Below are 18,585 nucleotides of genomic sequence, written 5' to 3' on the forward strand. Positions count from 1 at the left end.
CCATGCTGTGTAATGATTTTTCTATTTCGCGCCTGCCGCGCATTGTCTACGGCGCGGGGAGCTTGGAGCAACTGCCGGGGCTGATCGCCCAATACGGCGAACGCGTGTTGCTGGTAACCGGCGCACGTTCGTTGCGCCAAACCCCGCGATGGCAAGCACTGATCGACGCGCTGGACCAACAGCAGATGCGCTGGGACAACGTGGTGGTCTCCGGCGAGCCCTCCCCCGAGCTGGTGGATGAAACCGTCAAACACTACGCCGGCGCCAACATCGCCACCGTCGTCGCCATCGGCGGCGGCAGCGTGGTCGACGCCGCCAAGGCCGTGGCCGGCCTGCTGCCCCATGGCAATTCGGTGCTGGATCACCTGGAGGGGGTGGGCAAGGGCATCGACTACCGCGGCCCCGCCCTGCCCTTCATTGCGGTCCCGACCACCGCCGGCACCGGCAGCGAGGCGACCAAGAATGCCGTACTCAGCCGCCAGGGTCCGGACGGTTTCAAGAAATCCTTCCGCCACGAATGCCTGGTGCCCGAATACGCCCTTATCGACCCGGAGCTGCTGGCCAGTTGTCCGCCGGCTCTGATCGCCGCTGACGGCATGGACGCCTTCACCCAGCTGCTGGAATCCTATGTCTCCACCAAGGCCAATCCCTTCATCGACGCCTTAGCCTGGAGCGGCATCCAGGCGGTAAAACAGGGCTTCCTCGACGCCTGGCGCGGCCAGGAACCCCAGGCCAGCCAGGGGCGCTGCGCCATGGCCTACGCCGCCTTGCTGTCCGGCATCGCCCTGGCCCAGGTGGGACTGGGCTCGGTGCACGGCCTGGCCTCGCCGCTGGGGGCGTTTTTCCCCATTCCTCACGGAGTGGTCTGCGGCACCCTGGTGGCGGCCGCCACCGAGGTCAACATGCGCGCCCTGCAACAACGCGAGCCCCATAGCCCGGCCTTGGCGAAATACGCCCAGGTGGGCCGGCTGCTGGCCGAGCGGCCCGAGGCCTCGGACGAACAGGCGCGCCGGGCCCTGCTCGAGGTGCTGCACGCTTGGAGTGAACAACTGCAGCTGCCGCGCCTGAGCGCCTACGGCATCACGCAACACGATTTCGACACGATTGTCGCGCATAGCCGCGGCAGCAGCATGCAAACCAACCCCCTCGTACTGACGGATGATGAGATCCGCGAAATCCTGCAGCAACGTCTTTAAAGTCCTGCCACTCGCTCTGGGCCTGGCCTGCAGCTGTGCCCAGGCCCAGCAACGCCCCCTGTGGGAGCTGGGGATCGGCGTCGCCGGCTTGCATTTGCCCTATTACCGCGGCAGCGACAGCGAGCGCGGCTACCTGCTGCCCTTTCCCTACATCATCTATCGGGGCGATTTTTTCAAGGTCGATGACGAAGGCATCCAGGGCCTGCTCTACAGCAGTGATGATCTGGTGCTGGACCTGAGCCTGGCCGGCGGCGTGCCGGTGCCCAGCGACCAGGACGGTCCGCGCCAGGGGATGCCCGAACTGGCGCCGACGGTGGAATTCGGCCCCTCCCTGGAAATCCGGCTCTGGCATGAGCCGCGCAGGAAGCACCGCAGTCTGTGGCTGCGGCTGCCGCTGCGGGCGGCCTATTCAGTGGATGGATTGGATTGGACCCATGAAGGCTGGGTCTTCGCCCCCTACCTGGAATACTACCGCAGGCCGGCCGCCGCCAGCGATCCGGAATACAGCGTTTCCGTCGGCCCCATCTTCAGCGACGATGCCTATCACGACTATTTCTACGGCGTCAAACCGGTCTATGTCACGGCGCAACGGCCGGCCCATGAAGGACGCAGCGGGTACAGCGGCAGCCGTCTCACCCTGACCGCCTCGAAGACCCTCGGCAACCTTTCCGTCGCCGCCTTCCTGCGCCTCGACACCCTCAAGGGCGCCAGCTTCAGTGACAGTCCGCTGCTGGAAAAGCATAGTTATCACGTTATCGGCTTTGCTGTCAGCTGGATCCTGGGGCGCTCCGACACGCTGGTGCATTCCCCTTGAAACATTCTGTCATACTCCTGTAACAGATCTGTTTTCTAATGCCACCACCGAAGACAGCTGAAGCCAAACCTATGTCAGTCAATATCTTTATAGTCGATGACGAAGCCGATGTGCGCGAGATGGTGAGTTTCACCCTCAAGCGCCAGGGCTTCAATGTGGTCAGCGCCGCAGACAGCCGCACGGCACTCAAGAAACTGGGCGAGATCCTGCCCGATCTGATCCTGCTTGACTGGATGCTGCCCGACATCAGCGGTGTCGACCTGGCGCGACAGCTGAAGGCCGACGAGCGCTACGAGGACATCCCCATCATCATGCTCACCGCCCGCGGCGAGGAGGACGATAAGATCCGCGGCCTGGACGCCGGCGCCGACGACTACATCACCAAGCCCTTTTCGCCGCGTGAGCTGGGCGCCCGTATCAACGCCGTACTGCGCCGCGCCTCGCCCAGCCATGGCAAGGATGTGATCAACATCAACGGCCTGTCCCTCGACCTCAAGGGCCACCGGGTACACGCCGGCAACACCGAGGTCAATCTCGGCCCCACCGAATTTAAGCTGCTGCAGTTCCTTATGGGACATCCCGACCGGGTTTTCAGCCGCACCCAGCTGCTGGACCGCATCTGGGGCAGCAATGTCTATATTGAGGAACGCACCGTCGACGTCCACATCCGCCGGCTGCGAAAAGCACTTGAACCGGTGGCGTATGACCGTATGATACAGACAATACGAGGAGCGGGTTACCGGCTGACAGCTGAGGAGTGAGGGTTATTGTCTCCATTGAGTAAGGAAATCTGGCGCCTGACCGGCCTGCTGGGCCTGGCGATGGTGATTGGTTTTGTCATCGAACAGCTGCTGGCCTGCCTGCTGATCGCCCTCGCCGTCTATCTGGGTTGGCACCTGCACAATATCAACCGGTTGGCGCGCTGGCTCAACAAACCGGGCAAATTCCATCCGCCGGCAGGTCAAGGCATCTGGGCCGAGATCTTCGACCGCATCTACCACCTGCAACAGAAGAACCGCGACCGCAAGAAGAAACTGGCCAAGTACATCGCCCGCTTCAAGGAGTCCACCGCGGCCATGCCCGACGCCACCGTGGTGCTCAATCGCTACGACCAGATTGAATGGGTCAACAAGGCCGCGCAGGAGAGTCTCGGCCTGCAACCGGCCAAGGACATCGGCCAGCATCTCAGCAATCTGATCCGGCATCCCAGTTTCATCCGCTATCTCAACCGCAAGGATTATGAGACTCCACTCGAAATACCCGCGCCGGTAGATGAACAACAACAGCTGAGTGTGCGCATCATCCCTTATGGCCAGAACCAGCGCCTGCTGATCGCCCGCGACATCACCCGCATCAAACGCCTGGAACAGATGCGGCGCGACTTCATCTCCAATATCTCCCACGAATTGCGCACCCCGCTGACCGTCATCCACGGCTATCTGGAAAGCATGCAGGATGAAGCCGACGGGCCGCTGGCCGAATGGCATGACACCCTGGAGATGATGATGCGCCAATCGGGCCGCATGCAGAACATCGTCAACGATCTGTTGATGCTGTCGCGGCTAGAAAACGAGGAACTCAAACCGGCCGCGCGCGAAGAGGTACCGGTGCCCAGCCAACTCTATGCCATCAAAGAGGAAGCGCTCGTCCTGAGCGCCGAAAAAGAACATCGCATCACCCTGGAGTGCGACAACGAGCTGGGGCTTTACGGCGTACAGAACGAACTCTACAGCGTCTTTTCCAACCTGGTCTTCAACGCCGTGCGCTACACCCCCAAGGGCGGCAACATCACCATCCGCTGGTATCACGATGAAGCCGGCGCCCATCTGGAGGTGACGGACACCGGCATCGGCATTCCGCCGCAACACCTGCCGCGGCTGACCGAGCGCTTTTTCCGCGTCGACGTCGGCCGCTCGCGCGACATCGGCGGCACCGGCCTGGGCCTGGCCATCGTCAAGCATGTGCTGGAGCGCCACCAGGCCAAGCTCAGAATCAAGAGCCAGGTCAACCGCGGCAGCACCTTCATCTGCGATTTTCCCGCCGAAAGCATGGTCATTTACCCGCAACAATCCGTCATAAAAATGTAATATTAAGGCCGCATACTTGCGCCAGCTCGTCACTTTAGACGATGTTTTCCCCAACGACTGCAGGAGCAATATTCGATGAAACTTCGTAACACTCTGATCGCCGTGGCCGGCGGCCTGGCGCTGGCATCCGGCGCGGCGCTGGCGGACAGCAAGGTCGACCCCAAGCTGCCTGAATACAGCAAGGCCAGCGGCATTTCCGGCAACCTGTCGAGCGTCGGTTCCGACACCCTCGCTAACCTGATGACCCTGTGGGCCGAGGAATTCAAGCGCGAATATCCCAATGTGAATATTCAGATCCAAGCGGCAGGCTCCTCCACCGCGCCGCCGGCCCTGACCGAGGGCACCTCCAACCTGGGGCCCATGAGCCGCAAAATGAAAGATAAGGAAATCGAGTCCTTCGAAAAGCGCTACGGCTACAAGCCCACCGCCGTGCCGGTCGCCATCGACGCCCTGGCGGTCTACGTGCACAAGGACAACCCCATCAAGGGCATGAGCATCCCGGAAGTGGATGCCATATTCTCCGTCACGCGCAAGTGCAAACATGACACTGACATCACCAAGTGGGGCGACCTGGGCCTGAGCGGCAGCTGGGCCAATCAGGATATCCAGCTCTACGGCCGCAACTCGGTCTCCGGTACTTATGGCTATTTCAAGAAAAAGGCCTTGTGCAAAGGCGACGCCAAGAACACCGTCAACGAGCAGCCCGGGTCCGCCTCGGTGGTGCAGTCGGTCTCGGCCTCCATCAACGGCATCGGTTATTCTGGTATCGGCTATAAGACCTCCGGCGTCAAAGCCGTACCGCTGGCGAAAAAGCCGGGTGACCCCTTCGTCGCGGCCACGCCCGACAACGCCATTGCCGGCGACTACCCGCTGTCACGTTTTCTGTATGTCTACGTCAACAAGCACCCCAACAAGCCCCTGGCGCCGTTGGAGCGTGAGTTCTTTAAGATGGTGTTGTCCAGGGCCGGGCAGGAAGTCGTCGTCAAAGACGGCTATATCCCGCTGCCGGCCAAGGTGGTGGATCGGGTGCTGGAGAGCCTGGAATAACACGCCGCCCGCTGCTTTTCATAAGGCCCCGCTCGGCGGGGCTTTTTTTGTCTGAATCACCGCTCAAATATTTCAGTCGGTCACACGAGCGTAACATTGGCTCCGTAAAATGCTCTCGAATTGAGTAATCGCGATTAGGTTTTTTAGTTCATTCATTCACTCAAATCGAGAGGTTAAAATTATGTTTAAGCATTCTCTGGCAAGCAGCCTGATCCTGGCCGGCGGCATGATCGGCACCGCCCAGGCCGACTCCAGCCGCGACTATATCAGCATCGTGGGCTCATCCACCGTCTACCCCTTCGCCACCGTGGTTGCCGAACAGTTTGGCAAAACCAGCAAGTACAAGACCCCCAAGATCGAATCCACCGGGTCCGGCGGCGGCCTGAAGCTGTTCTGCGCCGGTGTCGGCGTGGAACACCCGGACATTACCAATGCCTCACGCCGCATCAAGTCATCCGAAGTAAAAATGTGTGAAAAGAACGGCGTCAAGGAAATCATCGAGGTCAAGATCGGCTATGACGGCATCGCCATCGCCAACTCCAAAGCGGCGCCCCAGCTGGACCTGCAGCTGAAGGACATTTTCCTGGCCCTGGCCAAGGACGTGCCCAACCCCAACGGCAAGCAAGAGCTGGTCCCCAACCCCTATAAGACCTGGAAACAGGTCAATGCCAGCCTGCCCGATATCGAAATCGAAGTATTGGGTCCGCCCCCCACCTCCGGTACCCGCGACGCCTTTGCCGAGCTTGCTCTGGAAGGCGGCTGCAAAACATTCGACTGGATCAAGGCCATCAAGAAAGAGGACAAGAGCCGTTACAAGAGCATCTGTCACACCGTGCGTGAAGACGGCGCCTATGTGGAAGCCGGCGAGAATGACAACCTGATCGTACAGAAACTGGAAAGCAACGCCGACGCCCTGGGCGTGTTCGGTTACAGTTTCCTGGATCAGAATCGTGACAAAGTGCAGGGCTCCGCCATCGATGGCGTGCGACCGAAATTCGACAGCATCGCCGACGGCAGCTACCCCGTTTCACGTCCGCTCTACTTCTACGCCAAAAAGGCCCATGTCGGCGTGATTCCGGGCATGAAGGAATACCTGGCCGAATTCACCAGCAACAAGGCCTGGGGCGAAGAGGGCTACCTGGCCGACCGCGGCCTGGTGCCCATGCCCAAAGCCGAGCGCAATACGTTCGCCCAAGATGCCAAGCAGCTCGATACCCTCAAGATGTAACCAGGCAAATGCATAAGGGGCGGCGACCCTGGCGTCGCCGCCCATTATATTTTTAGGTAACGCCTATGTCCGTGCAAACCCTGCTGCTGCTATTACTCATACTGAGTTCGGCCGCCTACTATGTTGGCCGGCGCCGCGCCTTCAGTGTGAGCGACGGCAAGATCAGCCAGCTTCATTCCCTGCCGAGTTATTACGGCCTGTATACCGCCCTCTGGTGCGGCATCCCGGCACTGCTGCTGCTGAGTGTCTGGTTTGCCTTTGAAACGACCATCATCACCCACCTGGTGGTGGCCCGTTTGCCCGCCGACCTGCAACAGCTGGACCCGGCGCGCCTCAACCTGATCGTCAATGACATCAAGAACACCGTCAACGGCAATATCGTTTCCTCTGACGCCGATCCCGCCATCCTGGCAGCGGCTGAACATTACCGTCGTCTACAGTCCATCAGCCACGGCCTGATCGCCCTACTGGCGCTGTCACTCGCGCTGGGCCTGGCCGCGCTCAAGCTGCGCGCCATCCACATCAAGCATCAGGCGCGCAATGCGGTGGAATCCATCATCAAAGTTTTCCTCATCGTCTGCTCCAGCATCGCCGTTCTCACCACCGTCGGCATCGTGTTGTCGGTACTGTTCGAATCGCTGCGTTTTTTTCAGACCGTGCCGCTCACCGAATTCATGTTCGGGCTGGAGTGGAGCCCTCAGACCGCCATCCGCGCCGACCAGGTCGGTTCCAGCGGTGCCTTCGGCGCGGTCCCGCTGTTCGCCGGTACGCTGCTCATCTCGTTCATCGCTATGCTGGTGGCCGTGCCCATCGGTCTGATGTCGGCCATTTATTTGTCTGAATACGCCGGCCCCAAGCTCCGCGCCTCGGCCAAACCGCTGCTGGAAATCCTGGCCGGCGTGCCCACCGTGGTGTACGGCTTTTTCGCCGCCCTCACCGTCGCCCCGTTCATCCGCGATAGCGGCGGCCTGATCGGGCTGGATGTGGCCTCTGAGAGCGCCCTGGCGGCCGGACTGGTGATGGGCATTATGATCATCCCCTTCGTCTCTTCCCTGTCGGATGATGTCATTAACGCCGTGCCCCAATCACTGCGCGACGGCGCCTACAGCCTGGGGGCGACGCAATCCGAAACAGTGCGTAAGGTGATCTTTCCCGCCGCCCTGCCCGGCATCGTGGGCGGCGTGCTGTTGGCCGTGTCCCGCGCCATCGGCGAGACCATGATTGTGGTCATGGCCGCCGGCCTGGCGGCCAACCTGACCGTCAACCCGCTGGAGGCGGTCACCACTGTGACGGTGCAGATCGTCACCCTGCTCACCGGCGATCAGGAATTCGACAGCGCCAAGACCCTGGCCGCCTTCGCCCTGGGGCTGATGCTGTTCCTCACCACCCTGGTGTTGAATGTGATCGCCCTGCACATCGTGCGCAAGTACCGGGAGCAATATGAGTAATCCAAGCCCCTCCGCCGACTCGCCGACGCCGCCGCGCTGCATCGACGTGGTGCACAAGCACCTGGGCAAGCGCTACCGCGCGGAACGCCGCTTTCGCCGCCTGGGCATCAGCGCCATTGTCATCGGTATGTGTTTTCTGGTCATCCTGTTCACCAGCATCGTCAGCAGGGGCTATACCGCCTTTGTGCAGACTTATGTCGAGTTGGATGTCCACTTCGATCCGGACTATATCGCCGCCCCCGGCACGACTGATTATGCGACCCTGTCGGCGGCCGACTACGGCGGCCTGGTCAAGGCCACCCTGCGCGACATGTTCCCGGCCGTCACGGGGCGCCAGGACAAGCGCAATCTGTATAGCCTGGTCAGTGCCGGCGCCGGCTATCAGTTGCGCGAAATGATATTGGCCAATCCCGATCTGATCGGCACGACCCAGTCCCTGTGGGTTCCGGCCGACTCCGAGATGGATATGCTGATCAAGGGTCACGTCGACCGCGACCTGCCCGAGAGCGAGCGGCGTCTGACAGACACGCAGCTCGCCTGGATCGATCAACTGCAACAGCAACAGCGTATCGAACTGCGCTTCAACACCACCTTCTTCAGCGCCGGCGATTCACGTGACCCGGAACTGGCCGGCATTTGGGGCGCCGCCATGGGTTCCATCCTGACCCTCATCGTCACCCTGGCCCTGTCCTTTCCCATCGGCGTGGCGGCGGCCATCTACCTGGAGGAGTTTGCACCGCGCAATCGCCTCACCGACCTCATCGAGGTCAACATCAACAACCTGGCGGCGGTGCCCTCCATCGTCTTCGGCCTGCTCGGGCTGGCGGTATTCATCAACTTCTTCGGCCTGCCGCGCTCGGCACCGTTGGTGGGCGGCCTGGTGCTGACCCTGATGACCCTGCCCACCATCATCATCGCCAGCCGTGCGGCGCTGAAATCGGTGCCGCCGTCCATCCGCGAGGCGGCCCTGGGCATCGGCGCCTCGCCCATGCAGACGGTCTGGTTCCACGTGCTGCCGCTGGCCCTGCCGGGCATGCTCACCGGCACCATCATCGGCATGGCCCAGGCCCTGGGCGAAACGGCGCCGCTGCTGATGATCGGCATGGTGGCCTTCATCGTCGATATCCCCAGCGGCGTCTTCGACCCGGCCACAGCGCTGCCGGTGCAGATCTACCTGTGGGCCGACAGCCCGGAGCGCGGCTTCGTCGAGCGCACCGCCGCCGCCATCATGGTGCTGCTCGGTTTTCTGATCACCATGAACGCCCTGGCGGTGATCCTGCGCAAACGTTTCGAACGGCGCTGGTAATCGCCGACAACGCCAAGGAGGCGCTATGCAAACGGTAATCAATGAAGAGGTAACAATGACTGAGGCATTCCACGGCAAGATGTCCCCCGCGCGACCGAAACCCGCCCGGAAAAAGGTCGAGCGGGAAGCGCGCGGCACCGTCGGCACCACCACGGTGGACAATCCCCGCATCACCTGTCGCAACGTCAACGTCTACTACGGTGACAAACACGCCATCAATGATGTCAGCCTGGACATAGCGCACAACGAGATCCTGGCCATGATCGGCCCGTCGGGTTGTGGCAAGTCGACCTTTCTGCGCTGCCTCAACCGCATGAACGACACCGTCCCCGGCGCCCGTGTGAGCGGCGATATCCAACTCGACGGCATGAACATCTATGACAAAGGGGTCGATGTGGTCCCCATCCGCGCCCAGATCGGCATGGTGTTTCAGAAGCCCAACCCCTTCCCCAAATCCATCTGGGAAAACATCGCCTTCGGCCCCAGAATCCACGGCGTCTCCAACAACAAGGAAGAACTGCACCAGATCGTTGAGACCAGCCTGAAAAAGACCGGGCTTTGGGACGAAGTCAAAGATCGCCTGGACCAACCCGGGACCGGCCTTTCCGGCGGTCAACAGCAGCGCCTCTGCATCGCCCGCACCATCGCCGTCAACCCAGAGGTGATTCTGATGGACGAGCCCTGCTCCGCCCTGGACCCCATCGCCACGGCCAAGATCGAAGAGCTGATGGACGAACTGCGCCATCAATACACCATCTGCATCGTCACCCACTCCATGCAACAGGCGGCGCGCGTGTCACAACGGGTGGCGTATTTTCATCTCGGCGACCTGATCGAGGTCAGCGACACTGAAACCCTGTTCACCAATCCGCGCCACCAATTGACGGAAGACTACATTACCGGCCGCTTCGGTTAATCAGCGCAGCCGCACAGCAAAGGAACGAGTCATGTCATATCTGCTTGAGGGTCATACGGTAAAACGTTACGACGGCAATCTGAATCAGCTGCATATGCAAATCATCCAGATGGCGGGGCTGGCGCTGGACCAAACCCGGCTGGCGCTCAGGGCCCTCAAGGATGAAGACCTGGGTGCCGCCCGTCGCGTCAACGAGCGCGAAAAAGAGATGGACAACGACGAACTCAAGATTGATGAAATGATCGTCAATCTGATCGCCACCCGTTCGCCCGTGGCGCTGGACCTGCGCGTCATCATGGCCTTTTCCAAATCCGTCATCGACCTGGAACGCATCGGCGATCTCGCCTCGCGGATCGCCGCGATTTCACTCAACATCTATGACAACGAAAACAACGATCCCAGCAGCCAACTGATGCGCGATGTCTTCGTCATGGGCAGGCGTGCCACCGAGCTGCTGGAAAACGCCGTCGAGGTGCTCGACAGCCTCGACCAGACCAAGGCGCAGCAACTGCTGTGCGAACGCGACGAATTGGACGAGGACTTTCGCTCGGCGCTGCGCCGTCTGACCACCTTTGTGATGGAGGATTCACGCAACGTGGGACACGCCATCAATATCGTGCTGATACTCAAATCCTTCGAGCGCATCGGCGAACACAGCCGCAACCTGGTGGAACAGGCCCTCTACATCACCAATGGCACCGATGTCAGACACCAGGACATCTCGGCGCTGTGCGCCACCGATAATGAGTAAGCAACCACGACCCGACTCGTATACCCCTAAAGGATAAACCGAGGCTACGGACCGCAGGTTTGTCATCTTCAAGCCCCACCACAGGGGCTTTTTCTATTTCATTCAATTGCCCTGCATACTACTCTTGTGACAAGGTAGAAAAAATTCGCCTGGCAAGGGAGCAAACAGAATGAATTTCGAAAAGGTTGTGTTCGGTTTTTTTATCGTGCTGGCCCTGACGCTGAACTTCGGCTTTTTCATCGGGGATATCGATAATCCCGACCACCACAACGTCTACGAGCTGTTCGCCGCTTTAGTGATCAGCCTCATCGCCACCGTGCTCAAATTCGGCGAGCGCACCCAGATCGGCGCGGTGCTGCTGGCCACCAGCCTGGTGGCCGACCTGCAGCTCATCGCCGCCGCCATCGTCTGGGGCGGCGCGCTCTACGTTACCGAGGTCGGTCTTACGCCCCATGTCATGAGCTCCATCGTCTCGCTGTCCGGCGGCGCCCTGCTGGCCAATGTCACCTCGGTGGTGCTGCTGATTATCGAAACCGTCACCATGCGGCGCTGATGTTGAGGCTCAGATGCTGATCAGACCGCGACACTCCAATTACAAGGTGGTCTCGTTAGTGCTGCGGCGCATGCGCGCGCCGTTGATCGTCTTGATCAGCGCCTATGCCGTCTCGGTGCTCGGCTTTGTGTTGATCCCCGGCGTGGATGACCGGGGCGATCCCTGGCACATGAGTTTCTTCCACGCCTTTTATTTCGTCAGCTATATGGCCACCACCATCGGCTTCGGTGAAATCCCCTACCCCTTCACCAATGCCCAGCGCATGTGGACCACCTTCAGCGTCTATCTCACCGTCATCGCCTGGCTATACGCCATCGGCAAGATCCTGGCCCTGGCCCAGGACCCGGCGCTGCAGCGCGCCATCACCGAGAACCGTTTTGTGCGTAATGTGCGCCAGATCCGCGATCCGTTCTACCTGATCTGCGGCTATGGCGACACCGGCACCCTGATCACCAAGGCGCTGACCCAGCGCGGCCTGCGCGCCGTGGTCATCGACATCAAACAGGACCGCATCAACGAACTGTTGCTGACCGAGCTGGATGTCTACGTGCCCGGCCTGTGCGCCGATGCCGGCGATCCCAACACCTTGCGCAACGCCGGGCTTAAATCGCCCTTTTGCGTCGGCATCCTGGCCCTGACCAACGGCGACCACACCAATCTGGAAATCGCCATCAGCGGCAAGCTGCTCAACTCCTCACTGCGCGTGATCTGCCGCGCCGAAACCGAGGCCACCCAGGCCAATATGGCCTCTTTCGGCACCGACTATGTCATCAATCCCTTCGAGGCCTTCGCCGAGGAGATGGCCACGGCCCTGCATTCGCCCGAACTGCACAGGGTGTTCGACTGGCTGACCCAGTTGCCGCGCACGCCGCTGACGCGCCACACGCCGCCCCCGGCGGGCCATTGGATCCTGTGCGGCTACGGCCGCTTCGGCCGCTCCATGGACAAACATTTGAAACGTCAGGGCGTATCCACCACCATCGTCGAGGCCGACCCCGTCAGCACCCAATGCGAGGGCGCCTGCATCGTCGGCAAGGGCACCGAGGCCGTCACCCTGCTGGCGGCGGATGTGAAACACGCCGCCGGCATCGTCGCCGGCACCAATGATGACGCCGACAATCTCTCCATCCTCATGACCGCCAAGGAACTGAACCCGGAACTGTATACCGTGGCGCGGCAGAACAAACGCGGCAACGACCTCGTCTTCGCCGCCATCAAGAGCAACCACGTCATGCAATACAGCGAGGTGGTCACCCTCAAGGTGCTGGCGCTGGTCACCACACCGCTGCTGTACGAATTTTTGCGCCTACTCAAACAACAGGGCAACGATCTGGCGCGTGAGGTCATACCGCGGATCGAGCAGGTCTGCGATCAGATCGTGCCGGATATCTGGACCCTGCACATCAATTACAAGTCGGCCCTGGCGGTGACCCATGCCATCGAGAACGGCCGTAGCGTTCAACTGGGCCATCTCACCAGCGACCCGCGCGCGCGCGAGCGCCAACTGCGTTGTTTGCCGCTGTTGATCCGACGCGGCGAGGAATCGATCCTGCTGCCCGAGGTCAATGAGCCGTTGCAAAGCGGCGATCAGATCCTGCTGTGCGGCCGCTACGGCATCAGCGAACTTATGCGCTGGACGCTGCAGAACCACAACACCCTGCGCTATATCGAATCCGGCGAGACCCGTCCCGACGGTTATATTTGGCGCTGGTTTGCGCGGCAACGCTCCTAATGCGCTATCGGGCGTCGCATCGCTGGGATCTCAGCCCGCGCGAGGCGGTCGAATTGCAGCGCGAATTGGCGGCACAGGTGATCCGCACGGATGACTTCGGCACGGTCAGGCGTGTGGCGGGGGTGGATGTGGGCTTTGAGGATGGCGGCCGCGTTACCCGCGCCGCGGCGGCGGTGCTCAGCTATCCCCAATTGCAGCCCTTGGAACAGGCCGTTGCCCGGCGGCCGACCGAGTTCCCCTACATCCCCGGCCTGCTGTCGTTTCGCGAGATCCCGGCCGTGCTGGACGCCTTGAATCAACTCAAGCAGACACCCGATCTGCTGCTCTGCGATGGCCAGGGCCTGGCCCACCCGCGCCGTCTGGGCATTGCCTCCCACCTGGGTGTGATCACCCACCTGCCCAGCATCGGGGTGGGCAAGACGCGGCTGACCGGCCGCCATGGAACGGTCCCGCAACAGAAAGGAGGGTGGACGCCGTTAACCGATGGCGACCAAATCATCGGCGCGGTATTACGCACCCGGGAAGGCGTCAAACCGCTTTATATTTCCCTCGGCCATCGTATCGGCCTGGAAAGCGCCATCGACTTCGTGATGGGCTGTGTGACGCGCTACAAGCTACCCGAGACCACGCGCCAGGCCCACCGGCTGGCCTCAGGTCCACCAGTTTGAGGACCCCCGGCGTCGCAGCCGCGGTACCACCAGCCCCAGGATGATCCCCACCACCAGCACCCCGGCGCCGGCCATGAACCATTTCTGCACACTACTATTACGCAGCCTCGTGTTGTCGCTGGCCAGGCGCGTATTCTCGGCCCGCAGCTGAGCCAGGGCCACGCGAAGGCGTTGGTTTTCACTTTCCAATTCCATAGGACGGGCGGCGACATCCTTGAGCGTTTCGTTCTCGGCCAATACGGCTTCGTGCTTGCCCTTGAGCGCCTGCAACTCCTGCGTCAGGGCGCTGCGGCGCTGTTTCAAATCTTGATTGGCGGCCGCTAGGGTCCTGTTCTCCGCCGCCAGGCGTTCGGCCTTGCTTTGCGCCTCATCCAGCAATAACTCCGCGGTCGGGGTGTCGGTGAGGTACCAGCTTCTCACCCAGCCTTCGGTGCCGTCCGCAGTGCGGACACGCGCGAACTCGCTGTCCTCGCTCTCCTCCAGCAGTTCCAAACGCGTGCCCGAAGGCAATGATTCCAGGATCCGGAACTGGTCCCCTTGACCGCTGCGGAGCGTGATGATGAGATGATCGCTGACGTAGCGGGTGTTATCGGCGGCAAGCACCCCCAAGGATGCGCACAAGGCCAGGGCCGCCACAATTTTTCTATTTGCGTACACCGGTTTCATGGCCTCCAAAAACCGACTCGGTTACAGCGCCTAAGGCGCCCATTCGGCTTGAATATGCAGTTGTAAAAAACTCATTATAGCCACATAGCCACACCTTGTATAAAATCGCCACGACCCGCGAGACATAAAGACGGCAATGTGCTTTCTCTTGAACAATCATATAATTACAATAATTTCCTCTCTTTAAATACGGTTGTAATAAATTTGTCATAAATGCAAAGTATGATGCGCAGCACATCCAAGGACAGCGAATTCCATGGCTACAGCCCTTCCACCCGTTGACTCCCCCGCCAGTCAACGCCACCGCAAAATGCGCCGGGTCAAAGACCTGCTGGCGAAATACATGATCGGTGTCGGCGGACTGGGGGTCATCGCGGCGGTGGCCTTGATCTTCTTTTATCTGGTGTATGTGGTGTTTCCCCTGTTCCTGTCGGGCAGCCTTGAAGTGGAAGCACGCTACCCCAGCCCGGCCGCGGCGGACAGCGAAACTATGCTGCTGGCCATGGAGGAACAGGCCGAAATCGCCGTCCGCTTCGATGACCGTGGCCGGGCGACCTTTTTCAGCACCGCAGATGGGCGGATTATCGACGGCGTCGCCGCGGCGCTGCCGCCGGGAGCGGTGATCACCAGCTTCAGCGCCGCCGATCCGGCCTCACGCATCGTCGCCTACGGCCTGGACGACGGTAGCGCGGTGGTGTTGCGCCACAATTATAAGGTGAGCTATCCCAATAATATCCGCACCATCACCCCCTTCATCGACTATCCCCTGGGCCAGGAACCCATCGTGGTGGATGAACAGGCACGCCCCCTGAGCCAACTGGCCATTCAGAACGCCGAGGATCAGGCCATGATCAGCGCCGTTACCGCCGACGGCGAGCTATTGCTCACCGATATCCAGAAAGAGGTCTCGTTTCTCAGCGACGCGGTGGAGATCGAGGTGGAGACCACCTCCATCACATCCGCGGCGGCGAAGTTCCGTTTTATGCTGCTGGATAAAATGATGGATGTGCTGTATCTGGCCACGCCCCGCGGCGAGGTCACGGCCTATGATGTCAACGATCCCGGCGCAGCGGAAGCGCTGGAGACGGTGAACCTGCTACAACGCCCGGCCGAATTGACCAGCTTTGAATTTCTGACCGGCGATATCTCCATTCTGGCGGGTGATAGCCAGGGCAATGTCAGCCAGTGGTTTCCGGTCAAGAACGCGGACGGCATGCCACGACTGACCCATATCCGCGATTTCAAACTGGCGACGGCGGCCATAACCAGTCTCGCCACCGAGCACGCGCGCAAGGGCTTTCTGGCAGTGGACCGCGCTGGACGCCTCGGCATTTTCCACAGCACCGCCGATCAAACCATTCTCACCGAACAGTTGAGCGACGTCGCGGCTCAACAGGTGACCATCGGACCGCGCGCCAACGCCGCCATCGTCGAGAACGCCGAGGATCAACTCATCTTCGTGCGCCTGCACAACGAGCATCCCGAGGTGTCCTGGTCGTCGCTATGGGGCAAGGTCTGGTACGAAAGTTACGACGAACCGGCCTATGTCTGGCAATCCTCCTCGGCGAGCAGCGATTTCGAGCCCAAACTCAGCCTGGTGCCGATCTCATTCGGCACCATCAAGGCGGCCTTCTATGCCATGCTGTTCGCCATCCCGCTGGCCATCTTCGGCGCCATCTATACCGCCTATTTCATGACACCGAAAATGCGTTCCATGGTCAAGCCCACCATCGAGATCATGGAGGCCCTGCCCACTGTCATCCTCGGCTTTCTCGCCGGTCTGTGGCTGGCACCGCTGATGGAAGAATACCTGCCGGCCATGCTGGCCCTGCTGTTGCTCCTGCCCCTGGCGGTGGTCGGCGCAAGTTATGCCTGGCACAAGCTCCCTCCCCGCATCCATAACCGGGTTTCGGACGGCTGGCTGGCGGCGCTGTTGATACCACTGATCCTGTTGGTCTCCTGGCTGTGCTTTGCCATCAATCATCCGCTCGAGGCGTGGTTGTTCGGCGGCGACACGCAACTCTGGCTGGACCGGGAACTGGGCGTCAGCTTCGACCAGCGCAACTCGCTGGTGGTGGGCATCGCCATGGGCTTCGCCGTCATCCCGACCATTTTCTCCATCACCGAGGACGCCATTTTCGGCGTGCCCCGGCACCTGACCAACGGCTCCCTGGCCCTGGGCGCCACCCCCTGGCAGACCTTGACCCGGGTTGTTATCCTCACCGCCAGTCCCGGCATCTTCTCGGCCGTGATGATCGGTTTCGGCCGCGCCGTTGGCGAGACCATGATCGTGCTCATGGCCACCGGCAACACCCCGGTGATGGATTTCAGCATCTTCCAGGGCATGCGCACCCTGTCGGCCAATATTGCGGTGGAAATGCCGGAATCGGAAGTGGACAGCACCCATTACCGCGTCTTGTTCCTGGCCGCCCTGGTGCTGTTCATGTTCACCTTTTTCTTTAACACCATCGCTGAGGTTGTGCGTCAGCGGCTGCGTAAAAAGTATAGTTCTCTCTAATGCGTAAATGGATCAATAGCGGTTCCCCCTGGGTCTGGTTGACGGCGGCCTCCGTCAGTATCAGCATCATCATGGTCGTAGGTCTGCTGTTGCTGATTGCGGCGCGCGGCCTGGGGCACTTCTGGCCCGCCGATGTGGAGAGCTTCACCTATCAAAACGATAACGGCCAAATCGTGCAGGTGGCGGGCGAGATCCGCGATTCGGAAGAGGTGCCCGCCGCGCGTATTACCGACAGCGGTATCGAGTTGGACAGCGACGCAGAATGGATCACCCGGTATCTGATCAAGACCGGCAACCGCGATCTCTACGGCATCGACTTCCGCTGGCTGATCGCGCCGCGGATCCAGCAATGGAGCCAGGCCGACGATATGATGGTGATCGAGCGGCGCGAATGGGGCAATTTCTACGGCTTTCTGAAACAGGTGAAACGCGATGGCGAGGTGATCGCCGAGGGCCCGGGCAGCTGGGATACCCTGCAGCAACAAATCGAACACACCGGCGAAACCTTCGCCGCCATCCGCGACATCGAAAAGGGCGACATCGGCGCCATCAATTACGCCATGGAACAGTTGCGCCTGGAACGACGCGGCCTGGAACTGGAGGGTGAGGACAGCCCTGAGGCACTGGCCCGCCTGGAACGGGAAAAAGAGAAACTGCAAGCGGAATACGAGCACCTGCAGGACGATCTGCAGGCGCTCTATCGCGAGCTGAACCGTGCCTCGCTCACCGCCGCGACCGTCGACGGCAGGACGGTGGAAATCCCCATCGCCAAGACCGTGCAGGCCTATCGCCCCAACAGCATGTCGGTGCTGGACAAGGTCGGCTTCTACATCGGCAAGTTGTGGGAGTTCGTCAGTGAAGAACCGCGTGAGGCCAACACCGAAGGCGGCATCTTTCCCGCCATCTTCGGCACGGTGATGATGGTGATGATCATGTCCGTGCTGGTCACGCCCTTCGGCGTCATCGCCGCCATCTATCTGCGCGAATACGCGAAGCAAGGTCCGATCATCCGCATGGTGCGCATCGCGGTGAACAACCTGGCCGGGGTGCCCTCCATCGTCTACGGTGTGTTCGGCTTAGGCTTCTTCGTATATTTTCTGGGCGGCAATATCGACCAGTTATTTTTCGCCGAAGCGGCGCCTGCGCCCACCTTCGGCACCCCCGGCCTGCTGTGGGCCTCCATCACCCTGGCCCTGCTCACCGTGCCGGTGGTGATCGTGGCCACCGAAGAGGGCCTGTCGCGTATTCCAAAGTCCATCCGCGAAGGCAGTTTGGCCCTCGGGGCCACCAAGGCTGAGACCCTATGGCGCACCATCATCCCCATGACCAGCCCGGCCATCATGACCGGCCTGATCCTGGCGGTGGCGCGCGCCGCCGGCGAGGTGGCGCCGCTGATGCTGGTGGGGGTGGTGAAACTGGCGCCCACCCTGCCCCTGGACGGCAACTTTCCCTTCCTGCATCTGGACCGCAAGTTCATGCACCTGGGCTTTCACATCTACGACGTCGGGTTTCAAAGCCCCAACGTGGAGGCGGCGCGGCCGCTGGTCTACGCCACCGCCCTGTTGCTGGTGCTGGTGATCATCGTACTCAACCTGGCCGCCATTGCCATCCGCAATCGCCTGCGGGAAAAATACAAGTCACTGGAACAGTAATGC

At 61.0% G+C, this 18,585-nt stretch carries 16 protein-coding genes; 15 read left to right on the forward strand and 1 reads right to left on the reverse strand.

From position 1 onward, the window contains the following. The first annotated feature begins 2 nt into the window (after positions 1 to 2). From Tel_10565 to Tel_10625, 13 genes are all read left to right on the forward strand, one after another. Positions 3 to 1,196, forward strand: a complete 1,194-nt coding sequence (locus Tel_10565) for an alcohol dehydrogenase (protein ID ALP53544.1) — start codon at positions 3 to 5, stop codon at positions 1,194 to 1,196. Then, positions 1,162 to 2,010, forward strand: a complete 849-nt coding sequence (locus Tel_10570) for a hypothetical protein (GenBank protein ID ALP53545.1) — start codon at positions 1,162 to 1,164, stop codon at positions 2,008 to 2,010. Before Tel_10565 ends, Tel_10570 begins: the two co-directional genes overlap by 35 nt. Positions 2,011 to 2,081: 71 nt before the next feature. Continuing rightward, complete coding sequence (locus tag Tel_10575; protein ALP53546.1) at positions 2,082 to 2,771, forward strand: two-component system response regulator; 690 nt, start codon at positions 2,082 to 2,084, stop codon at positions 2,769 to 2,771. Positions 2,772 to 2,831: 60 nt separating this feature from the next. Then, positions 2,832 to 4,097 carry a PAS domain-containing sensor histidine kinase gene (locus Tel_10580; GenBank protein ALP54831.1) on the forward strand — a complete coding sequence of 422 codons (1,266 nt, stop codon included), beginning with the start codon at positions 2,832 to 2,834 and terminating at the stop codon, positions 4,095 to 4,097. 75 nt (positions 4,098 to 4,172) lie between these two features. After that, the gene (locus Tel_10585) at positions 4,173 to 5,144 is read left to right on the forward strand and encodes a phosphate-binding protein (GenBank protein ALP53547.1); all 972 of its coding nucleotides are present in this window, start codon (positions 4,173 to 4,175) and stop codon (positions 5,142 to 5,144) included. A 181-nt stretch (positions 5,145 to 5,325) separates the two neighbouring features. Next, positions 5,326 to 6,372: a phosphate ABC transporter substrate-binding protein gene (locus Tel_10590; protein ALP53548.1), complete on the forward strand. Its 1,047-nt coding sequence runs from the start codon at positions 5,326 to 5,328 to the stop codon at positions 6,370 to 6,372. 65 nt (positions 6,373 to 6,437) lie between these two features. Next, entirely contained in the window at positions 6,438 to 7,820 is a 1,383-nt protein-coding gene (locus tag Tel_10595) for a phosphate ABC transporter permease (GenBank protein ID ALP53549.1), read from the forward strand. Continuing rightward, positions 7,813 to 9,126 carry a phosphate ABC transporter permease gene (locus tag Tel_10600; GenBank protein ALP53550.1) on the forward strand — a complete coding sequence of 438 codons (1,314 nt, stop codon included), beginning with the start codon at positions 7,813 to 7,815 and terminating at the stop codon, positions 9,124 to 9,126. The genes Tel_10595 and Tel_10600 overlap by 8 nt, the downstream gene beginning before the upstream one ends. A 79-nt stretch (positions 9,127 to 9,205) precedes the next feature. Continuing rightward, positions 9,206 to 10,042, forward strand: a complete 837-nt coding sequence (locus Tel_10605) for a phosphate ABC transporter ATP-binding protein (GenBank protein ALP54832.1) — start codon at positions 9,206 to 9,208, stop codon at positions 10,040 to 10,042. A 31-nt stretch (positions 10,043 to 10,073) separates the two neighbouring features. After that, entirely contained in the window at positions 10,074 to 10,793 is a 720-nt protein-coding gene (locus tag Tel_10610) for a hypothetical protein (protein ALP53551.1), read from the forward strand. A 169-nt stretch (positions 10,794 to 10,962) separates the two neighbouring features. Further along, complete coding sequence (locus tag Tel_10615) at positions 10,963 to 11,346, forward strand: hypothetical protein (GenBank protein ID ALP53552.1); 384 nt, start codon at positions 10,963 to 10,965, stop codon at positions 11,344 to 11,346. A 13-nt stretch (positions 11,347 to 11,359) separates the two neighbouring features. Then, a complete protein-coding gene (locus Tel_10620; GenBank protein ID ALP53553.1) occupies positions 11,360 to 13,078 on the forward strand; it encodes a potassium transporter TrkA in 1,719 nt (572 codons plus the stop codon). Then, positions 13,078 to 13,746 carry an endonuclease V gene (locus Tel_10625; protein ID ALP53554.1) on the forward strand — a complete coding sequence of 223 codons (669 nt, stop codon included), beginning with the start codon at positions 13,078 to 13,080 and terminating at the stop codon, positions 13,744 to 13,746. Before Tel_10620 ends, Tel_10625 begins: the two co-directional genes overlap by 1 nt. On the opposite strand, the gene Tel_10630 is transcribed toward Tel_10625, so the two are convergent. Next, a complete protein-coding gene (locus Tel_10630; protein ID ALP53555.1) occupies positions 13,729 to 14,412 on the reverse strand; it encodes a hypothetical protein in 684 nt (227 codons plus the stop codon). The genes Tel_10625 and Tel_10630 overlap by 18 nt on opposite strands. Positions 14,413 to 14,668: 256 nt before the next feature. Here Tel_10630 and Tel_10635 point away from each other — a divergent pair, with 256 nt between their 5' ends. Continuing rightward, the gene (locus Tel_10635) at positions 14,669 to 16,930 is read left to right on the forward strand and encodes a phosphate ABC transporter permease (GenBank protein ID ALP53556.1); all 2,262 of its coding nucleotides are present in this window, start codon (positions 14,669 to 14,671) and stop codon (positions 16,928 to 16,930) included. After that, positions 16,930 to 18,582 (forward strand): phosphate ABC transporter permease, encoded by a 1,653-nt coding sequence (locus Tel_10640; protein ALP53557.1) that lies wholly within the window; start codon positions 16,930 to 16,932, stop codon positions 18,580 to 18,582. The genes Tel_10635 and Tel_10640 overlap by 1 nt, the downstream gene beginning before the upstream one ends. Positions 18,583 to 18,585 lie beyond the last annotated feature (3 nt).

The organism is Candidatus Tenderia electrophaga, assembly GCA_001447805.1.
Classification (GTDB): Bacteria; Pseudomonadota; Gammaproteobacteria; order Tenderiales; family Tenderiaceae; genus Tenderia; species Tenderia electrophaga.

Coding starts and splice junctions, on each gene's coding strand:
- Tel_10610 (ALP53551.1), top strand. CDS start 10,074: ATGTCATATCTGCTTGAGGGTCATACGGTAAAACGTTACGACGGCAAT.
- Tel_10570 (ALP53545.1), top strand. CDS start 1,162: ATGAGATCCGCGAAATCCTGCAGCAACGTCTTTAAAGTCCTGCCACTC.
- Tel_10565 (ALP53544.1), top strand. CDS start 3: ATGCTGTGTAATGATTTTTCTATTTCGCGCCTGCCGCGCATTGTCTAC.
- Tel_10615 (ALP53552.1), top strand. CDS start 10,963: ATGAATTTCGAAAAGGTTGTGTTCGGTTTTTTTATCGTGCTGGCCCTG.
- Tel_10575 (ALP53546.1), top strand. CDS start 2,082: ATGTCAGTCAATATCTTTATAGTCGATGACGAAGCCGATGTGCGCGAG.
- Tel_10630 (ALP53555.1), bottom strand. CDS start 14,412: ATGAAACCGGTGTACGCAAATAGAAAAATTGTGGCGGCCCTGGCCTTG.
- Tel_10600 (ALP53550.1), top strand. CDS start 7,813: ATGAGTAATCCAAGCCCCTCCGCCGACTCGCCGACGCCGCCGCGCTGC.
- Tel_10605 (ALP54832.1), top strand. CDS start 9,206: ATGTCCCCCGCGCGACCGAAACCCGCCCGGAAAAAGGTCGAGCGGGAA.
- Tel_10640 (ALP53557.1), top strand. CDS start 16,930: ATGCGTAAATGGATCAATAGCGGTTCCCCCTGGGTCTGGTTGACGGCG.
- Tel_10580 (ALP54831.1), top strand. CDS start 2,832: ATGGTGATTGGTTTTGTCATCGAACAGCTGCTGGCCTGCCTGCTGATC.
- Tel_10620 (ALP53553.1), top strand. CDS start 11,360: ATGCTGATCAGACCGCGACACTCCAATTACAAGGTGGTCTCGTTAGTG.
- Tel_10590 (ALP53548.1), top strand. CDS start 5,326: ATGTTTAAGCATTCTCTGGCAAGCAGCCTGATCCTGGCCGGCGGCATG.
- Tel_10625 (ALP53554.1), top strand. CDS start 13,078: ATGCGCTATCGGGCGTCGCATCGCTGGGATCTCAGCCCGCGCGAGGCG.
- Tel_10595 (ALP53549.1), top strand. CDS start 6,438: ATGTCCGTGCAAACCCTGCTGCTGCTATTACTCATACTGAGTTCGGCC.
- Tel_10585 (ALP53547.1), top strand. CDS start 4,173: ATGAAACTTCGTAACACTCTGATCGCCGTGGCCGGCGGCCTGGCGCTG.
- Tel_10635 (ALP53556.1), top strand. CDS start 14,669: ATGGCTACAGCCCTTCCACCCGTTGACTCCCCCGCCAGTCAACGCCAC.